Origin of the sequence: Kitasatospora sp. NPDC059408 (genome assembly GCF_042751525.1) — a bacterium.
Lineage (GTDB): Bacteria > Actinomycetota > Actinomycetes > Streptomycetales > Streptomycetaceae > Kitasatospora.
Genome location: NZ_JBHYWI010000034.1, coordinates 39,857 through 56,037 on the forward strand (window position 1 = coordinate 39,857; position 16,181 = coordinate 56,037).

Sequence of the window (16,181 nt, forward strand, 5' to 3'; positions counted from 1 at the left end):
CTAGGAGCTCCCTTTGACCATCCGCGTGATGCTCGTCGACGACCAGGAACTGCTGCGCACCGGCTTCCGGATGATCCTGCAGTCCCAGGGCGACATCGAGATCGCCGCCGAGGCCGGCGACGGCGCCCAGGCCCTGGAGAGGCTGAAGCACACGCCGGTCGACGTGATCCTCATGGACGTCCGGATGCCCCGCCTGGACGGGGTGCAGGCCACCCGCCGGATCTGCCTCGCCGAGGACGGCAGCCCGCTGCCGGACGCCCCGCACGTCCTCATCCTCACCACCTTCGACCTCGACGAGTACGCCTTCGCCGCGCTCAAGGCCGGCGCCAGCGGCTTCCTGCTCAAGGACGTGCCGCCGACCGAGCTGGTGGCCGCGATCCGCGCCGTGCACGGCGGCGACGCGGTGGTCGCGCCGACCACCACCCGCCGCATGATCGACCGCTTCGCCGAGGTGCTCCCCACCCCGCAGAGCGCGCCCGGCTCGGACGCCCTCGGCCCGCTCACCGACCGCGAGCGGGAGGTGTTCCTGCTGGTCGCCCAGGGCCTGTCGAACGGCGAGATCGCCGCCCGGCTGGTGCTCTCCGAGGCCACCGTGAAGACCCACGTCGGCCGGATCCTGGCCAAGCTCGGCCTGCGCGACCGGGTCCAGGCCGTGGTCCTCGCGTACGAGGCCGGGCTCATCCGGGCCGGGGCCGGGGACTGACGCGCCCGTACACTGGGGCGGTACGTCCGGTACCCGAGGTGGACCGGAACGGAGATCAGGGACAAGGTGGGCCCCGTGTGTGAGCGCAGCGAACTCACCATCGACCGGCGCGCATGGGCGAACGCCCCTGCCGAGCGGAGCGAGGTGGGCGCGTGAGCACCTACGAAGGCGGCGACTTTTCCGAGTTCGCCCCGCTCGACGACGGTTTCGGCGACCCGCGCGACCCCGGCAACCGCCCGGCCCGGCTGACCGTCGGCGTGGTCGGCACCGGCCGGGTCGGCCCGGCCCTCGGCGCCGCCCTTCAGCTCGCCGGGCACACCGTGGTCGCCGCCTCCGGCGTCTCCGCCACCTCGCGCCGCCGCGCCGACTCGCTGCTGCCGGGCGTGCGGATCGTCACCCCGCCCCAGGTGCTCGCCGCCGCCGACCTCGTCCTGCTGACCGTCCCCGACGACGCCCTGGCCGACCTGGTCGCGGGCCTCGCCTCGACCGGCGCGGTCCGCCCCGGCCAGCTGGTCGTGCACACCTCCGGCGCGCACGGCGTCGGCATCCTGGAGCCCGCCACCCGGGCCGGGGCGCTGCCGCTCGCCCTGCACCCGGCGATGACCTTCACCGGCACCTCCGTCGACCTGGACCGGCTGGCCGGCTGCCCGTTCGGCGTGACGGCGCCCGCGGAGCTGCGGCCGGTCGCCGAGGCGCTGGTCGTGGAGATGGGCGGCGAGCCCGAGTGGGTGCCCGAGGAGGTCCGCCCGCTCTACCACACGGCCCTCGCGCACGGCGCGAACCACCTGGTCACGCTGGTCGCGCAGGCGATGGACCTGCTGCGCACGGCGGGCGTCGCCGAGCCCGGCCGGCTGCTCGGCCCGCTGCTGGGCGCGGCCCTGGACAACAGCCTGCGCTCCGGCGACGCGGCCCTCACCGGCCCCGTCGCCCGGGGCGACGCGGGCACCGTTCGGCGCCACCTGGCGCAGCTCAGTACGGTGTCCCCGGACATCCCGGCGGCCTACCGGGCGATGGCCCGCGCCACGGCGCAGCGGGCGCTCGCCAACGGGACGATCGACGAACCGTCGGCGGCGGCGCTGCTGGACGTACTGAACGAGGAGATTCCTGATGGCACGCGGTAAGCAGCCGAACAAGCCCCAGCGGACGCCGAAGGTCCACCGGGCCGTCGTCACCCGCACCGTGGACGACTTCGAGGCCGCGTTCTGGCCGGACGAGCGGCCGGTCGACAACGCCGTCGTGATGACCATGGGCGCCCTGCACCAGGGGCACGCCGCGCTGGTCCGGGCCGCCCGCAAGCAGGTCGGCCCGGAGGGCCGGGTCGCGGTGACGGTCTTCGTCAACCCGCTGCAGTTCGGCGCCGGCGAGGACCTGGAGCGCTACCCGCGCACCCTCGACGACGACGTGAAGCTGGCCGAGGAGAATGGCGCCGACGTCGTCTTCGCACCCTCCGTCGACGAGGTCTACCCGAACGGCGAGCCGCAGGTGCGCCTGGCGGCCGGCCCGATGGGCGAGCGCTTCGAGGGCGCCACCCGCCCCGGCCACTTCGACGGCGTGCTCACCGTGGTCGCCAAGCTGCTGCACATCACCGACCCGGACTTCGCCTTCTTCGGCGAGAAGGACGCCCAGCAGTTGGCGGTCATCCAGCGCATGGTCGCCGACCTGGACTTCGACGTCGAGATCGTCGGCGTGCCGACCGTCCGCGAGGAGGACGGCCTGGCGCTGTCCTCCCGCAACCGCTACCTCTCGGAGGAGGAGCGCGAGCGCGCCCTCGTCCTCTCGAAGGCCCTGTTCGCGGGCCGCGACGTCGCCGCCCAGGGCCCGAAGGCCGTGCGCGAGGCCGCCGCGGCCGTCCTCGACGCCGCCGAAGGCGTCACCCTCGACTACCTCGCCCTGATCGACCCGCACGCCTTCACCGAGGCGGCGGACGACTTCCAGGGCGAGGCGGTGCTGGCCGTCGCCGCGAAGGTGGGCTCGACCCGCCTGATCGACAACGTCCGCGTCATCTGCCGCTAGGCAGATGACCGGCAAGCGCAGAATCGTTCGACAGAGCTCTTCCCACCCCAGGCATGCACTCACAGGAGGCGTGACCCGCAATGCTCCGCACCATGCTCAAGTCCAAGATCCACCGGGCCACCGTGACCCAGGCCGACCTGCACTACGTCGGCTCGGTCACGGTGGACGAGGACCTGCTCGACGCCGCCGACCTGCTCCCCGGCGAGCTGGTCCACATCGTCGACATCAACAACGGCGCCCGGCTGGAGACGTACACCATCGCCGGCCCGCGCGGCACCGGCGTGATCGGCATCAACGGCGCCGCCGCCCGCCTGGTCCACCCCGGCGACCTCGTCATACTCATCGCCTACGGGCAGATGGACACGGCCGAGGCCAAGGGCTACGAGCCGAAGATCGTCTTCGTGGACGAGCACAACCGGATCACCGGCCTCGGCGGCGACCCCGCGGACGCCCCGGAGGGCAGCGGCCTGCTGCGCGGCGACACGGCGTACCGTGGCGCCGACGGCGCGGCCACGACGGCCACGCGCTGAAGGAGCAACTGAGCCATGCCCGTTAAGCACCGCCTCACCGCCCCCGCCCCCGGCTGGACGTCCACCACCGATGTGGTCGTGGTCGGCTCGGGGGTGGCCGGTCTCACCGTCGCCCTCAACGTCCGCGAAGCCGGCCTGCGGGCCACGGTGGTCACCAAGGCGATGCTGGACGACGGCTCCACCCGCTGGGCCCAGGGCGGCATCGCCGCCGCCCTGGGCGAGGGGGACACCCCCGGGCAGCACCTCGACGACACCCTGGTGGCCGGCGCCGGGCTCTGCGACGAGGAGGCCGTGCGCACCCTCGTCACCGAGGGCCCGGACGCCGTCCGCCGCCTGATCGCCACCGGCGCCGCCTTCGACCGCGGCGAGGACGGCGAGATCCTGCTCACCCGCGAGGGCGGCCACCACCGCCGCCGGATCGCGCACGCCGGCGGGGACGCCACCGGCGCCGAGATATCGCGCGCGCTGGTCTCCGCCGTCCGCAGCGACCCAGGCATCGAGCTGATCGAGCACGCGCTCGTCCTCGACCTGCTCACCGACGCGAACGGGCACGCCGCCGGCCTGACCCTGCACGTCATGGGCGAGGGCCAGCGCGACGGCGTCGGCGCCATCCGGGCCCGCGCCGTGGTGCTGGCCACCGGCGGCATGGGCCAGGTCTTCTCGGCGACCACCAACCCGGCGGTCTCCACCGGCGACGGCGTGGCGCTCGCGCTGCGGGCCGGCGCCGCCGTCACCGACCTGGAGTTCGTCCAGTTCCACCCGACCGTGCTCTGGCTCGGCCCCGAGGCCGAGGGCCAGCAGCCGCTGGTCTCCGAGGCGGTCCGCGGCGAGGGCGCCCACCTGGTCGACGCCGACGGCGTCCGGTTCATGGTCGGGCAGCACGAGCTGGCCGAACTGGCCCCGCGCGACATCGTCGCCAAGGCGATCACCCGGCGCATGCAGGAGCAGGGCGCCGAGCACATGTACCTGGACGGGCGGCACTTCGGCGCCGCGATGTGGGAGCAGCGCTTCCCGACCATCCTCGCCTCGTGCCGCGCGCACGGCATCGACCCGGTCACCGAGCCGATCCCGGTCGCCCCGGCCGCGCACTACGCCTCCGGCGGCATCCGCACCGACCGGCACGGCCGCACCACCGTCCCCGGCCTGTACGCCTGCGGCGAGGTCGCCTGCACCGGGGTGCACGGCGCCAACCGGCTGGCGTCCAACTCGCTGCTGGAGGGCCTGGTCTTCGCCGAGCGGATCGCCGCCGACCTGGCCGGCCGGCACCGCGCCGACGACCTGCCCGAGCGCTCGGTGGACGTCGCCGCCGCGCGCGCCGCACAGCCGGTGCCGCTGCCGCCGTCCGAGGCGCGGGCCGAGATCCAGCGGCTGATGTCGCGCGGAGCGGGCGTGCTGCGCTCGGCCGCTTCGATGGCCGACGCCGCGGCCGGCCTGGCCCTGCTCGCCGAGCAGGCCTACGCGCACGTCGCCGAGGAGAAGCCCGCCGACCCGCGGGTGGAGACCTGGGAGGCGGCCAACCTGCTGCTGGTCGCCACCGCCCTGGTCGCCGCCGCCGCGCAGCGGGAGGAGACCCGCGGCTGCCACTGGCGCGAGGACTTCCCCGAGCGGGACGACGCCCACTGGCGGCGTCACCTGATCACCCACCTGACCGCCTCCGGCGACCCCGTCAGCACCCCCGAGGAGCGTTGAGAACCATGTCCCACTCGCACGAGGAACTCCCCCTGGCCGACCAGGGCGGCTGCGGCGACGGCTGCGCCTGCGGGGACGGCGAGGGCTACGAGACCGGGCTCGACCCGCAGCTGGCCGAGCTGCTGGAGCAGGCCGGGCTGGACCCGATCGAGGTCGAGGACGTCGCCACCCTGGCGCTGGCCGAGGACCTGGCCGGCGGCGAGGACGTCACGTCCGTCGCCACCGTGCCCGCCGACGCCGTCGCCACCGCCGACTTCACCGCCCGCTCGGCCGGCGTGGTCGCGGGCCTGCGGATCGCCGAGGCCGTCGTCTCGCTGGTCTGCGAGGAGGAGTTCGAGGTCGAGCGGCACGTCGAGGACGGCGACCGGGTCGAGGCCGGCCAGGTGCTGCTGTCGATCCGCTCCCGCACCCGGGACCTGCTGACGGCCGAGCGCAGCGCGCTCAACCTGCTCTGCCACCTGTCCGGCATCGCCACCGCGACCCGCGCCTGGGCCGACGCCCTGGAGGGCACCGGCGCCGTCGTGCGGGACACCCGCAAGACCACCCCGGGCCTGCGCGCGATGGAGAAGTTCGCGGTCCGCTGCGGCGGCGGCGCCAACCACCGGATGGCGCTGTCCGACGCCGCGCTGGTGAAGGACAACCACGTCGTCGCGGCCGGCGGCGTGGCCGAGGCCTTCCGGGCCGTCCGGGCCGCCTACCCCGAGCTGCCGGTCGAGGTCGAGGTGGACACCCTGGAGCAGATCCCGCCGGTGCTGGAGGCCGGGGCGGACCTGATCCTGCTGGACAACTTCACCGTCGGGCAGCTCAAGGAGGCCGTCGCGCTGGTGGCCGGCCGGGCCCGGCTGGAGGCCTCCGGCGGTCTCACCCTGGCCACCGCGCGCGAGGTCGCCCAGACTGGTGTCGACTACCTGGCCGTGGGCGCGCTCACGCACTCCTCGCCGATCCTGGACATCGGCCTGGACCTGCGCGCCTGACCGTCAGGAGAAGACGCCAGGCCCGTCCCGACTCGCAGAAAGCGCCCCATGCTCCTCACCATCGACGTCGGCAACACCCAGACCACACTCGGCCTGTTCGACGGCGAGGACGTGGTGGAACACTGGCGGATCTCCACCGATCCGCGCCGCACGGCCGACGAACTGGCGGTGCTGCTGCAGGGGTTGATGGGCAGCCGCACCGCGGTCCGCGAGGCCGCGGTGGAGGGCCTGGCGATCTGCTCGTCCGTTCCCGCCGTGCTCCACGAGCTCCGCGAGGTGACGCGCCGTTACTACGGCGACGTCCCCGCGGTGATCGTGGAGCCCGGCGTGAAGACCGGCGTGCACGTCCTGATGGACAATCCGAAGGAGGTCGGCGCCGACCGGATCGTCAACGCGCTGGCCGCCAACCACCTGTACGGCGGGCCGTGCATCGTGGTCGACTTCGGCACCGCCACCACCTTCGACGCGGTCAACGCCCGCGGCGACTACGTGGGCGGTGCGATCGCCCCGGGCATCGAGATCTCGGTGGAGGCACTCGGTGTCCGCGGCGCCCAGCTGCGCAAGATCGAGCTGGCCCGGCCGCGCAACGTGATCGGCAAGAACACCGTCGAGGGCATGCAGTCCGGCATCCTCTACGGCTTCGCGGGCCAGGTCGACGGCCTGGTCGACCGGATGGCCAAGGAGCTCGCCAAGGACCCGGACGACGTCCAGGTGATCGCCACCGGCGGCCTCGCCCCGCTCGTCCTCGGCGAGGCCGGCAGCATCGACGTCCACGAGCCCTGGCTCACCCTCATCGGCCTGCGGCTCGTCTGGGAGCGCAACCGCCCGAGCTGACCGGGCTGTTCCGTCGGGCCGAACGTGGGGCATCGGCGCGACGTTACCGACAAATCGGATATTCCTCACGTAGTGTCAGCCCATGCCTACGCCACACGGATCGCGCGGCGGCATGGCCTTCAGCGCCGACGAAGTCCGCGTGCTGCGCCGCGCCCTCGCCCAAGCCCTGCACCCCGCCGTCCCCGTCCACTTCCCGGCCCTCGAACGGACGGCCTGCGCCGACCCGGGCGCCGAGCTGTGGGCCGAGGACGTCCAGGACGCGCTGCGTCTGACCGAGGCGATCGACGAGGCCGTCCAGGAGGGCGGCCGGCTGCGCGCCTTCCTGCTCGCCGACCTCGGGCGCTACCGGGCCGCGCTGCCCGGCAGCGCCGGCGGCTACTTGGAACGCCTGGAGGAGGCCGTGACCGACGGCTACCTGCCCGGCCCCGAGGACCTCACCGCGCTGCGCGGGCTCACCCGCCAGCCCTGCGGCCACCTGGAGCGCTCCCGCCGCTCCCGGCTGGCCGGGCGCTGCCACGCGCTCGCCGAGGCCGCCGTCCGCGAGCGGCTCGCCCGCGCCGTCGGCCAGCCGCGCCACCTGGTGGCCGTACCGAACCCCGCCGCACCACCGAGCAGTCTCCCCACCCCTGTTGGAGGACGGATCACGATGAGCAGCACCGACTCCCCCGCCGAGCGGCCCGCAGCCCCGCAGGACCCGCCCCGCCCGCACCGGATGCCCACGCCGGCGGAACTCTTCGGCCGCCGCCCCAAGCCGCCCGCCCGCCCGGCTCCGCCCGCGACGCCGGCGCCCGGTCCGGAGGACGTCGAACTCGCCACCGGCACCGGCTGAGCCGGACCGGACGGAGCGAAAGGGAGGCCGCACCGAGCGGCCTCCCTTATCCATGTGTCGACTTTCCGGCAATTCCCCCACTGAATGACGGTCACATCTTCATAACCTTCACGCCGTACGGCGGGGCATTCGGTCCGGTCCTGCGCGCATTGATGCGGGATCGGCCCGGTTGACGGCCCGGGGGCTTTACCCAAAAGTCGCGGAGTCACACTCACTCGATCCGGGGGAATCACGTGAACCCGACTCGCACGCGCCGGGCACTCGGCGCGGGTGCGGCCACGCTCGTCGCGGCCCTGTCCGTCGGCACCGCGGCCGTTCCGGCCCACGCCGCCGACCATCAGCTCAAGGTATTCCCGGCGTCCGGCTCGCTGCAGATCCCGAGCCAACCGGTCGCGCCGCCGCGGTCCGGCGAGAACGTCTTCCTGCACATCGGCCGCACCGGCACCGGCGCCGTCTCGGAGGTCAAGCTCGCCCTCGACGTCTCCGGCCTCGACGGTCTGGCCACGCTCGAAGCCCCGGGCTGCACCACCGCCGGCAAGGTCATCACCTGCAGCATCGGCCGGCTGGACCAGGACAACATCAACATCACCACCAACCTGTGGCTGAGCGCCGTCGCCGGCGCGAAGCCGGGCTCCAGCGGGACGGTCCACGCGACCCTCAGCGCGCCCGGTGCCGAGACCGGCACGGCGGACTTCCGGGTGGACGTCGGCACGGCCACGTTCCGCACCCACCAGCGCTCCCAGACGAAGGGCGCCAAGGTCGGCAGCAAGCTGCCCACCGACCTGGAGTTCGCCAACCACGGGGAGCTGCCCGCCAAGCGGGCGATCGTCCACGTCGACCTGTCGGCCGGCCTGACGGCGGACACCTGGCCGTCCAACTGCGAGTACGCGGTGGACAAGGGCCAGCCGTGGAACAACGACCCGCCGATGCCCGCCGTGCACGGCATCTGCACCATCGACGGCGAGATCGCCCCCGGCCAGGCGGTCAAGCTGAACGGCCTCGACATCACCGTGGGCCCGGACGCCTACTACACCGTCGCCGGCTACGACGTCTTCGCCGTTGCCGACGCGTACGGCACCGGCTGGCTGAACGACCTGCGCAAGCGGCTCGCCTTCAAGCCCGGGACGGGCGCGCCCGCCACCCTGACCAAGAGCGCGGGCGACGGGATCCCGGCCGGCAACGACACGAACGGCTACAGCACCGAGCAGGAGGTCCTGGCGGACAACTCCGCCGACTTCCAGGCGACCGGCGGCTGGGCCCCCGACACCTCCGGCGCGGCGGGCGTCCTCACCGCCGGGATGGGCAACAACGGCCCGGCCTCGATCTACGACCGCAGCGGCGGGGACGGCGCGCCCCACGTCACCGTGCAGCTCCCCGACGGCGTCACCGTCACCGACCTGCCCAAGACCTGCCACGCGGACGACTACGTCCACGGCAAGAAGTCCGACAAGCCGCTGAACAAGTACGCCTGCGACGGGGTGGGCGCCGCGTTCATGCCGAACGGCGCGAGCGTCTCGCACAAGCTGGGCCTGAAGCTCCCCGCCGGCACCGGGGAACTGGTGGCCACCGTTTCGCTGCAGAACATGTCGAGCGACTACCAGGACGGCCACCCGACCGCCGTCATGGACTGGGACCGCAACCCGGCCAACGACCTCGTGAAGGTCACCCTGCGGCCCGGGGCACCCGCCAACGGCGGCACCGGTACGCCGGTGTCCGACACCACGCCGACGGCCGCTCCCGCGCCCGCCACGGGCGCCACCGCCGCGCCGTCCGCCACCGGCACCGCGGGCGGGGCCGAGCTGGCCGACACCGGGAGCTCCGCCACCCTGCCGCTGGCCGGCGCGAGCGCGGCCGCCGTCGCCCTCGGCGCCGCCGCCCTGATCGGCTCGCGCCGCCTCCGGGCCCGCCGGAACGGCTGAGCCGTCCGCACCCCCGTGGGGAGGGCGCCCGACGCGCCCTCCCCACGGGGTTATCCCGTGGCGGAGCACGGTGTGTGGCTGGCTACCCTTGTGGGGTGAGCGATCAGAGTCTTATTCCCGCGACCGACGACCTTCCCGAGCAGATGCGCGTCCGGCGCGAGAAGCTCGACCGGCTCCGGGCCGCCGGTGTCGACCCGTACCCGGTCGGCTTCCCCCGCACCACCACCATCGCGGACCTGCGCGCCAAGCACCCGGACCTGGAGCCCGACACCGCGACCGGCGAGCGCGCCGGCGTCACCGGCCGGGTGATCCTCTCCCGCACCGGCGGCAAGCTCTGCTTCGCCACCCTGCGCGACGGCAGCGGCGACCTCCAGGTGATGTTCTCCCTGGACAAGCTCGGCCCGGAGCGGCTGGCGGCCTGGAAGGCGGACATCGACCTCGGCGACCAGGTCGGCGTCGAGGGCGAGGTGATCACCTCCAAGCGCGGCGAGCTGTCCGTCATGGTCGACCGCTGGGAGCTCACCGCCAAGTGCCTGCGCCCGCTGCCGGACAAGCACAAGGGCCTGACCGACCCGGAGGCCCGGGTCCGCCAGCGCTACGTCGACCTGATCGTGAACCCCGAGGCGCGCGAGATCCTGCACCTGCGCAGCAAGGTCGTCCGCTCGATCCGCCGCACCTACGAGGACCGCGGCTACATCGAGGTCGAGACCCCGATGCTGCAGCCGGTCCACGGCGGCGCCAACGCGCGCCCGTTCAAGACCCACATCAACGCGTACGACATCGACCTCTACATGCGCATCGCGCCCGAGCTGTACCTCAAGCGGCTCGTGGTCGGCGGCGCCGAGAAGGTCTTCGAGATCAACCGCAACTTCCGCAACGAGGGCGCGGACTCCACCCACAACCCGGAGTTCACCTCGCTGGAGTCGTACGAGGCGTACGGCGACTACGACACCCAGGCCGAGCTGATCCGCGAGACGATCGTCAACGCGGCCCGGGACGCGCTCGGCACCACCGTGATCAAGGGCCTGGACCCGCACGGCGTCGAGCACGAGATCGACCTGGCCGAGCCGTGGGAGGAGGTCAGCGTCTACCCGGGCATCTCCGCCCACCTCGGCGTCGAGGTCACCCCGGAGACCACCGTCGAGGAGCTGCGCAAGCTGGCCTTCGACCACGGCATCCCGTTCGAGAAGAGCTGGGGCCACGGCCAGATCGTGCTGGAGATGGTCGAGCGCCTGCTGGAGGAGAACGCCGTCCGGCCGACCTTCATCAAGGACTACCCGACCGAGGTCTCCCCGCTCACCCGCCAGCACCGCTCGATCGCGGGCGTGGCCGAGAAGTGGGACCTGGTCATCTTCGGCACCGAGATCGGCACCGCCTACTCCGAGCTCGTCGACCCGGTCGAGCAGCGCGCCCGCCTGACCGCGCAGTCCCTGCTCGCGGCCGGCGGCGACGTCGAGGCCATGCAGGTCGACGAGGACTTCCTGCGGGCCCTGGAGTACGCGATGCCGCCCACCGGCGGCCTCGGCCTCGGCGTGGACCGCCTGATCATGCTGCTGACCGGCAAGAACATCCGGGAGACCGTGCTCTTCCCGCTGGTGAAGCCGGAGCCGAAGGCCTCCGCCGCCGCGGCGGAGAAGACCGAGGAGGAGTGACCTGATGGACTACGTCAGCGCGATCGTCCCGCCGCTGGTCATGGCGATCGGCTTCGGCTTCCTGGTGCGGGCCATCGTCCGCAGCCAGGGCGGGGCCCAGAAGGCCAAGGAAGACCTCGACTGATCCGCGGGCGGCCGGCCCAGGCGCATCCGCGTCCGGGGCCGGCCACCGCCCGCACGCCCGCCGCGCCGCCATTCCCGATTCCGGGGGTGGCGGCGCGCCGGTTTGGCGCACTTCACAAGATTTGCCCCATTCACTCCCTATCCTGGCCGCACTATGGTCCGGCAACTCGGCGAACTTGAGAACGCCATCATGACCAGGGTGTGGCGGTGGAACCGACCGGTGACGGTTCGCGAGGTTCTCCAGGATCTGCAGTCCGAACGCGAAATCGCCTACACCACGGTGATGACGGTCCTGGACAAGCTGCACAGAAAGGGCTGGCTGCGCCGCGAGCGCGCCGGCCGGGCCTATCGATATGAACCGGTCTCGTCCCGCGAGGCGTACACCGCGGCACTCATGAACGACGCGTGGGCCACGAGTGACAATCCCGCGGCGGCCCTGGTGCACTTCTTCGGCCTCATGTCGCCCGAGCAACGGGAGGCGCTGCGGGACGCCTTGCGGGTGGCCGCACTGTTCCCGCCCGATCCGGCCGGGCCGGAATCCCCGGACGACGGGGCGGATACCGGGGGGACCCCACCCGGGGCGGCGCGATAACGTCCCGCCATGGAGGTCACCATCCGCCGCGCACGGACCACGGACGTGCGGGCAGTACGCAGGCTCATCGACGCCTACTCGCGGGACGGCATTCTGCTCGACAAGCCCACCGTCACCCTGTTCGAATCCGTGCAGGAGTTCTGGGTCGCGGAACGCGACGACGATGCCACCGTGGTGGCCTGCGGCGCGCTGCACGTGATGTGGGAGGATCTCGCCGAGGTCCGCACGCTCGCGGTGGATCCGGCCTGCCGGGGGTTCGGGGTCGGACACCTGCTGCTGGAGAAGCTGCTGCAGACGGCCCGCTGGCTCGGCGTCCGTCGGATTTTCTGCTTGACGTTCGAGGTGCCCTTCTTCGCGAAACACGGTTTCGTCGAGATCGGCGAGCTCCAGGAAACCGATGATGGTACGACAGACCCGGCGGCGATCGCTACGGATGTCTATGAAGAACTTCTCCGCTCGTACGATGAAGGTGTCGCGGAGTTCCTCGACCTGGAGCGGGTGAAGCCCAACACACTGGGCAACTCGCGCATGCTGCTGCACCTCTGAGCGGCTCCGCGCCGGTCAGGGGTTTGTGTTTTCCGGTGAAAGGCGCTTTCCTTTCCTTAGGCAATGGGTCGTTTAGCGGAAAGGGAAGCCCGTGGCACAGAGGGTGCAGGTCATTCTTGAAGACGATCTCGACGGCGGTTCGGCGGACGAGACGGTGACGTTCGCGCTCGACGGCGTTGCCTACGAGATCGATCTGAAGAGCGCGAACGCGGACAAGCTGCGCGGTCTGCTGGCGCCGTACGTCGAGAAGGGCCGCAAGCAGAGCGGCCGGCTCGCCGGTCCGCGCCGGCCGGGCCGCGGCACCGCCGCCCGCCCGTCCGGCAGCGCTCCGGACACCGCCAAGATCCGCGCGTGGGCCAAGGAGCAGGGCCTGGAGGTCAACGACCGCGGCCGCGTTCCGAGCGTGGTCCGCGACGCCTACGACAAGGCGAACGTGGCCTGACCCCGGCCCCGGACCACCGGAGCGGGTGCGGGGCCCCGGCGGCCGCGGACGGCGTCGACGGCACACGCGCGGGGCGCGGAGGAGCCTCCTCCGCGCCCCGCGGCACGCACCGGACCGGCCGCACCGCCGCCGGGGGCCGGGCGGGACGGCCGCGGGCCGGGCTCGGGCGGCGGAACAATCACGAGCTGTGCAACGCTGTAGGGGCGAAGCGGTAACGCGGACACCACCGGGATGGCGTACCGGCCACGGTGGCCCCCGCTGAGCCACCGTCACCGCGGCCCCGTCCCGGCCCGACTTCTCGCCAGGCGAACACCGCCACCGCGGAAACTGCGCGAGAACCGCCCCGATACCGGGTATGAATGCAGGTGGACGGGTTCTTCGACCCGTCCAGGGGCAGTATGCGTGACCGGCCGGAGACGGATCCGGCTGCACCCCGGCGGTCCTTGTTCGCCGATGGCGTAGCGGTATCCGGTGCATCCGGCCCGCCTGCGGGAACACCGATTCCCAGCATCAGGTTGGGATTGGTGTCGGCTGGTCGCGCAGCATCTCGCTCCCACTACCGGGGAGTGAATCCGTGGGCCGCGCCGCTGAGCGGGACTAGCATGCGGAAGGACAGGGCGGGGACAGTCCCCGAACTGCCCGACCGCTCTGAGGAGCGATAAACGATGTTCGAGAGGTTCACCGACCGCGCGCGGCGGGTTGTCGTCCTGGCTCAGGAAGAAGCCCGGATGCTCAACCACAACTACATCGGCACCGAGCACATCCTCCTGGGTCTGATCCACGAGGGCGAGGGCGTCGCCGCTAAGGCCCTGGAGAGCCTCGGGATTTCTCTTGAGGCCGTACGCCAGCAGGTCGAGGAGATCATCGGCCAGGGCCAGCAGGCCCCGTCCGGCCACATCCCCTTCACCCCCCGGGCGAAGAAGGTCCTGGAGCTGTCGCTCCGGGAGGCCCTGCAGCTCGGCCACAACTACATCGGCACCGAGCACATCCTGCTCGGCCTGATCCGCGAGGGCGAGGGCGTCGCCGCCCAGGTCCTGGTCAAGCTGGGTGCCGACCTGAACCGGGTGCGCCAGCAGGTCATCCAGCTGCTGTCCGGCTACCAGACCGGCGGCGGCAAGGAGTCGGCCACGGCCGGCGGGCCCGCCGAGGGCACCCCGTCGACCTCGCTGGTCCTGGACCAGTTCGGCCGCAACCTCACCCAGGCCGCCCGCGAGGCCAAGCTCGACCCGGTCATCGGGCGCGAGAAGGAGATCGAGCGGGTCATGCAGGTGCTGTCCCGCCGCACCAAGAACAACCCGGTCCTGATCGGTGAGCCCGGCGTCGGCAAGACCGCCGTGGTCGAGGGCCTGGCCCAGGCGATCGTCAAGGGCGAGGTCCCGGAGACGCTCAAGGACAAGCAGCTCTACACGCTGGACCTGGGCGCCCTGGTGGCCGGCTCGCGCTACCGCGGTGACTTCGAGGAGCGCCTGAAGAAGGTCCTCAAGGAGATCCGCACCCGCGGCGACATCATCCTGTTCATCGACGAGCTGCACACCCTGGTCGGCGCGGGCGCCGCCGAGGGTGCCATCGACGCCGCCAGCATCCTCAAGCCGATGCTGGCCCGCGGCGAGCTGCAGACCATCGGTGCCACCACCCTGGACGAGTACCGCAAGCACCTGGAGAAGGACGCCGCGCTGGAGCGCCGCTTCCAGCCGATCCAGGTCGCCGAGCCGTCGCTGCCGCACACCATCGAGATCCTCAAGGGCCTGCGCGACCGCTACGAGGCCCACCACCGGGTCTCCATCACGGACGCCGCCCTGGTCGCCGCCGCCACCCTGGCCGACCGGTACATCTCGGACCGCTTCCTGCCGGACAAGGCGATCGACCTGATCGACGAGGCCGGCTCCAGGATGCGCATCCGCCGGATGACCGCGCCGCCGGACCTGCGCGAGTTCGACGAGAAGATCGCCGACGTGCGCCGCGAGAAGGAGAGCGCGATCGACGCGCAGGACTTCGAGAAGGCCGCGTCCCTGCGCGACGACGAGAAGCAGCTCCTGCAGGCCAAGGCCAAGCGCGAGAAGGAGTGGAAGGCCGGCGACATGGACGTCGTCGCGGAGGTCAACGAGGAGCTCATCGCCGAGGTCCTGGCCACCGCCACCGGCATCCCGGTCTTCAAGCTGACCGAGGAGGAGACCTCGCGCCTCCTGCGCATGGAGGACGAGCTGCACAAGCGCGTCATCGGCCAGAAGGACGCCATCAAGGCGCTCTCCCAGGCCATCCGGCGCACCCGTGCGGGCCTCAAGGACCCGAAGCGCCCCGGCGGCTCGTTCATCTTCGCCGGCCCGTCCGGCGTCGGTAAGACCGAGCTGTCCAAGACGCTGGCGGAGTTCCTCTTCGGCGACGAGGACGCGCTGATCGCGCTCGACATGTCCGAGTTCTCGGAGAAGCACACCGTCTCCCGGCTCTTCGGCTCCCCGCCCGGGTACGTGGGCTACGAGGAGGGCGGCCAGCTGACCGAGAAGGTGCGCCGCAAGCCGTTCTCGGTCGTCCTCTTCGACGAGGTCGAGAAGGCCCACCCGGACATCTTCAACTCGCTGCTGCAGATCCTGGAGGACGGTCGCCTGACCGACTCCCAGGGCCGCGTGGTCGACTTCAAGAACACCGTCATCATCATGACGACCAACCTCGGCACCCGGGACATCTCCAAGGGCTTCAACCTCGGCTTCGCGGCCACGGGTGACACCCAGACCGGGTACGAGCGGATGAAGGCGAAGGTCGGCGAGGAGCTCAAGCAGCACTTCCGCCCCGAGTTCCTGAACCGCGTCGACGACATCGTGGTGTTCCACCAGCTGTCCGAGGACGACATCATCCAGATCGTCGACCTCATGATCGCCAAGGTGGACGAGCGGCTCAAGGACAAGGACATGGGCCTGGAGCTCAGCGTCGAGGCCAAGAAGCTGCTGGCCAAGCGCGGCTACGACCCGATCCTGGGTGCCCGTCCGCTGCGCCGCACGATCCAGCGCGAGATCGAGGACCACCTCTCCGAGAAGATCCTCTTCGGCGAGCTGCGGGCCGGCCACATCGTCGTCGTCGACGTCGAGGGCGAGGGCAAGGAAGCCAAGTTCACCTTCCGGGGCGAGGAGAAGTCCGCCGTCGCGGACACCCCGGCCGCCGTTGCTTCCTCGGGTCCGGACCTGACGAAGTAGCAACATTTAACAGACAACAGCAAGCGGGCTGAGCCCCCGGCGTTCGCGCCGGGGGCTCAGCCCGTTTCGCATGCCCCTCGCACCGCTCTGACCTGGGGTTTTCCCACGACCCGTCAGCTGACGGAAAGTCGGCGAGCATAGCGCTGTCGC

The 16,181-nt window shown here is 72.1% G+C and carries 14 protein-coding genes; all 14 read left to right on the forward strand.

Features of this window, described 5'->3' with window-relative positions; all coding sequences use genetic code 11:
* Positions 1-13: 13 nt before the first annotated feature.
* Positions 14-703, forward strand: coding sequence for a response regulator (locus ACFXDE_RS22830; protein ID WP_380442368.1), 690 nt, complete (start codon positions 14-16; stop codon positions 701-703).
* A 152-nt stretch (positions 704-855) separates the two neighbouring features.
* Positions 856-1,824: a Rossmann-like and DUF2520 domain-containing protein gene (locus ACFXDE_RS22835; RefSeq protein WP_380496653.1), complete on the forward strand. Its 969-nt coding sequence runs from the start codon at positions 856-858 to the stop codon at positions 1,822-1,824.
* Complete coding sequence (gene panC, locus ACFXDE_RS22840; protein WP_380496654.1) at positions 1,811-2,716, forward strand: pantoate--beta-alanine ligase; 906 nt, start codon at positions 1,811-1,813, stop codon at positions 2,714-2,716. Before ACFXDE_RS22835 ends, panC begins: the two co-directional genes overlap by 14 nt.
* Before the next feature lie 80 nt (positions 2,717-2,796).
* Complete coding sequence (panD, locus tag ACFXDE_RS22845; protein ID WP_380442374.1) at positions 2,797-3,246, forward strand: aspartate 1-decarboxylase; 450 nt, start codon at positions 2,797-2,799, stop codon at positions 3,244-3,246.
* A gap of 15 nt (positions 3,247-3,261) precedes the next feature.
* Entirely contained in the window at positions 3,262-4,935 is a 1,674-nt protein-coding gene (locus ACFXDE_RS22850; RefSeq protein ID WP_380496655.1) for an L-aspartate oxidase, read from the forward strand.
* Positions 4,936-4,940: 5 nt separating this feature from the next.
* The gene (gene nadC, locus ACFXDE_RS22855; RefSeq protein WP_359965108.1) at positions 4,941-5,909 is read left to right on the forward strand and encodes a carboxylating nicotinate-nucleotide diphosphorylase; all 969 of its coding nucleotides are present in this window, start codon (positions 4,941-4,943) and stop codon (positions 5,907-5,909) included.
* A 48-nt stretch (positions 5,910-5,957) separates the two neighbouring features.
* The gene (locus tag ACFXDE_RS22860; protein WP_380442379.1) at positions 5,958-6,743 is read left to right on the forward strand and encodes a type III pantothenate kinase; all 786 of its coding nucleotides are present in this window, start codon (positions 5,958-5,960) and stop codon (positions 6,741-6,743) included.
* Positions 6,744-6,825: 82 nt separating this feature from the next.
* A complete protein-coding gene (locus ACFXDE_RS22865) occupies positions 6,826-7,572 on the forward strand; it encodes a hypothetical protein (protein WP_380496656.1) in 747 nt (248 codons plus the stop codon).
* A gap of 233 nt (positions 7,573-7,805) precedes the next feature.
* Entirely contained in the window at positions 7,806-9,491 is a 1,686-nt protein-coding gene (locus ACFXDE_RS22870) for a hypothetical protein (RefSeq protein WP_380496657.1), read from the forward strand.
* Between the two features lie 95 nt (positions 9,492-9,586).
* Positions 9,587-11,143 carry a bifunctional lysylphosphatidylglycerol synthetase/lysine--tRNA ligase LysX gene (gene lysX, locus ACFXDE_RS22875; RefSeq protein ID WP_380496658.1) on the forward strand — a complete coding sequence of 519 codons (1,557 nt, stop codon included), beginning with the start codon at positions 9,587-9,589 and terminating at the stop codon, positions 11,141-11,143.
* 277 nt (positions 11,144-11,420) lie between these two features.
* Entirely contained in the window at positions 11,421-11,858 is a 438-nt protein-coding gene (locus ACFXDE_RS22880; RefSeq protein ID WP_380442387.1) for a BlaI/MecI/CopY family transcriptional regulator, read from the forward strand.
* A 9-nt stretch (positions 11,859-11,867) separates the two neighbouring features.
* Positions 11,868-12,404, forward strand: a complete 537-nt coding sequence (locus tag ACFXDE_RS22885) for an amino-acid N-acetyltransferase (protein ID WP_329929958.1) — start codon at positions 11,868-11,870, stop codon at positions 12,402-12,404.
* Positions 12,405-12,495: 91 nt separating this feature from the next.
* On the forward strand, positions 12,496-12,846 hold the full coding sequence (locus ACFXDE_RS22890) for an Lsr2 family protein (RefSeq protein ID WP_380442390.1): 351 nt from the start codon (positions 12,496-12,498) through the stop codon (positions 12,844-12,846).
* A gap of 665 nt (positions 12,847-13,511) precedes the next feature.
* Positions 13,512-16,031, forward strand: a complete 2,520-nt coding sequence (locus ACFXDE_RS22895; protein WP_350574326.1) for an ATP-dependent Clp protease ATP-binding subunit — start codon at positions 13,512-13,514, stop codon at positions 16,029-16,031.
* Positions 16,032-16,181 lie beyond the last annotated feature (150 nt).

Excerpts from the sequence above, each read along its gene's own strand:
- panC (WP_380496654.1), top strand. The coding sequence starts at position 1,811 with ATGGCACGCGGTAAGCAGCCGAACAAGCCCCAGCGGACGCCGAAGGTC.
- panD (WP_380442374.1), top strand. The coding sequence starts at position 2,797 with ATGCTCCGCACCATGCTCAAGTCCAAGATCCACCGGGCCACCGTGACC.
- ACFXDE_RS22850 (WP_380496655.1), top strand. The coding sequence starts at position 3,262 with ATGCCCGTTAAGCACCGCCTCACCGCCCCCGCCCCCGGCTGGACGTCC.
- nadC (WP_359965108.1), top strand. The coding sequence starts at position 4,941 with ATGTCCCACTCGCACGAGGAACTCCCCCTGGCCGACCAGGGCGGCTGC.
- ACFXDE_RS22860 (WP_380442379.1), top strand. The coding sequence starts at position 5,958 with ATGCTCCTCACCATCGACGTCGGCAACACCCAGACCACACTCGGCCTG.
- ACFXDE_RS22865 (WP_380496656.1), top strand. The coding sequence starts at position 6,826 with ATGCCTACGCCACACGGATCGCGCGGCGGCATGGCCTTCAGCGCCGAC.
- ACFXDE_RS22880 (WP_380442387.1), top strand. The coding sequence starts at position 11,421 with ATGGTCCGGCAACTCGGCGAACTTGAGAACGCCATCATGACCAGGGTG.
- ACFXDE_RS22885 (WP_329929958.1), top strand. The coding sequence starts at position 11,868 with ATGGAGGTCACCATCCGCCGCGCACGGACCACGGACGTGCGGGCAGTA.
- ACFXDE_RS22895 (WP_350574326.1), top strand. The coding sequence starts at position 13,512 with ATGTTCGAGAGGTTCACCGACCGCGCGCGGCGGGTTGTCGTCCTGGCT.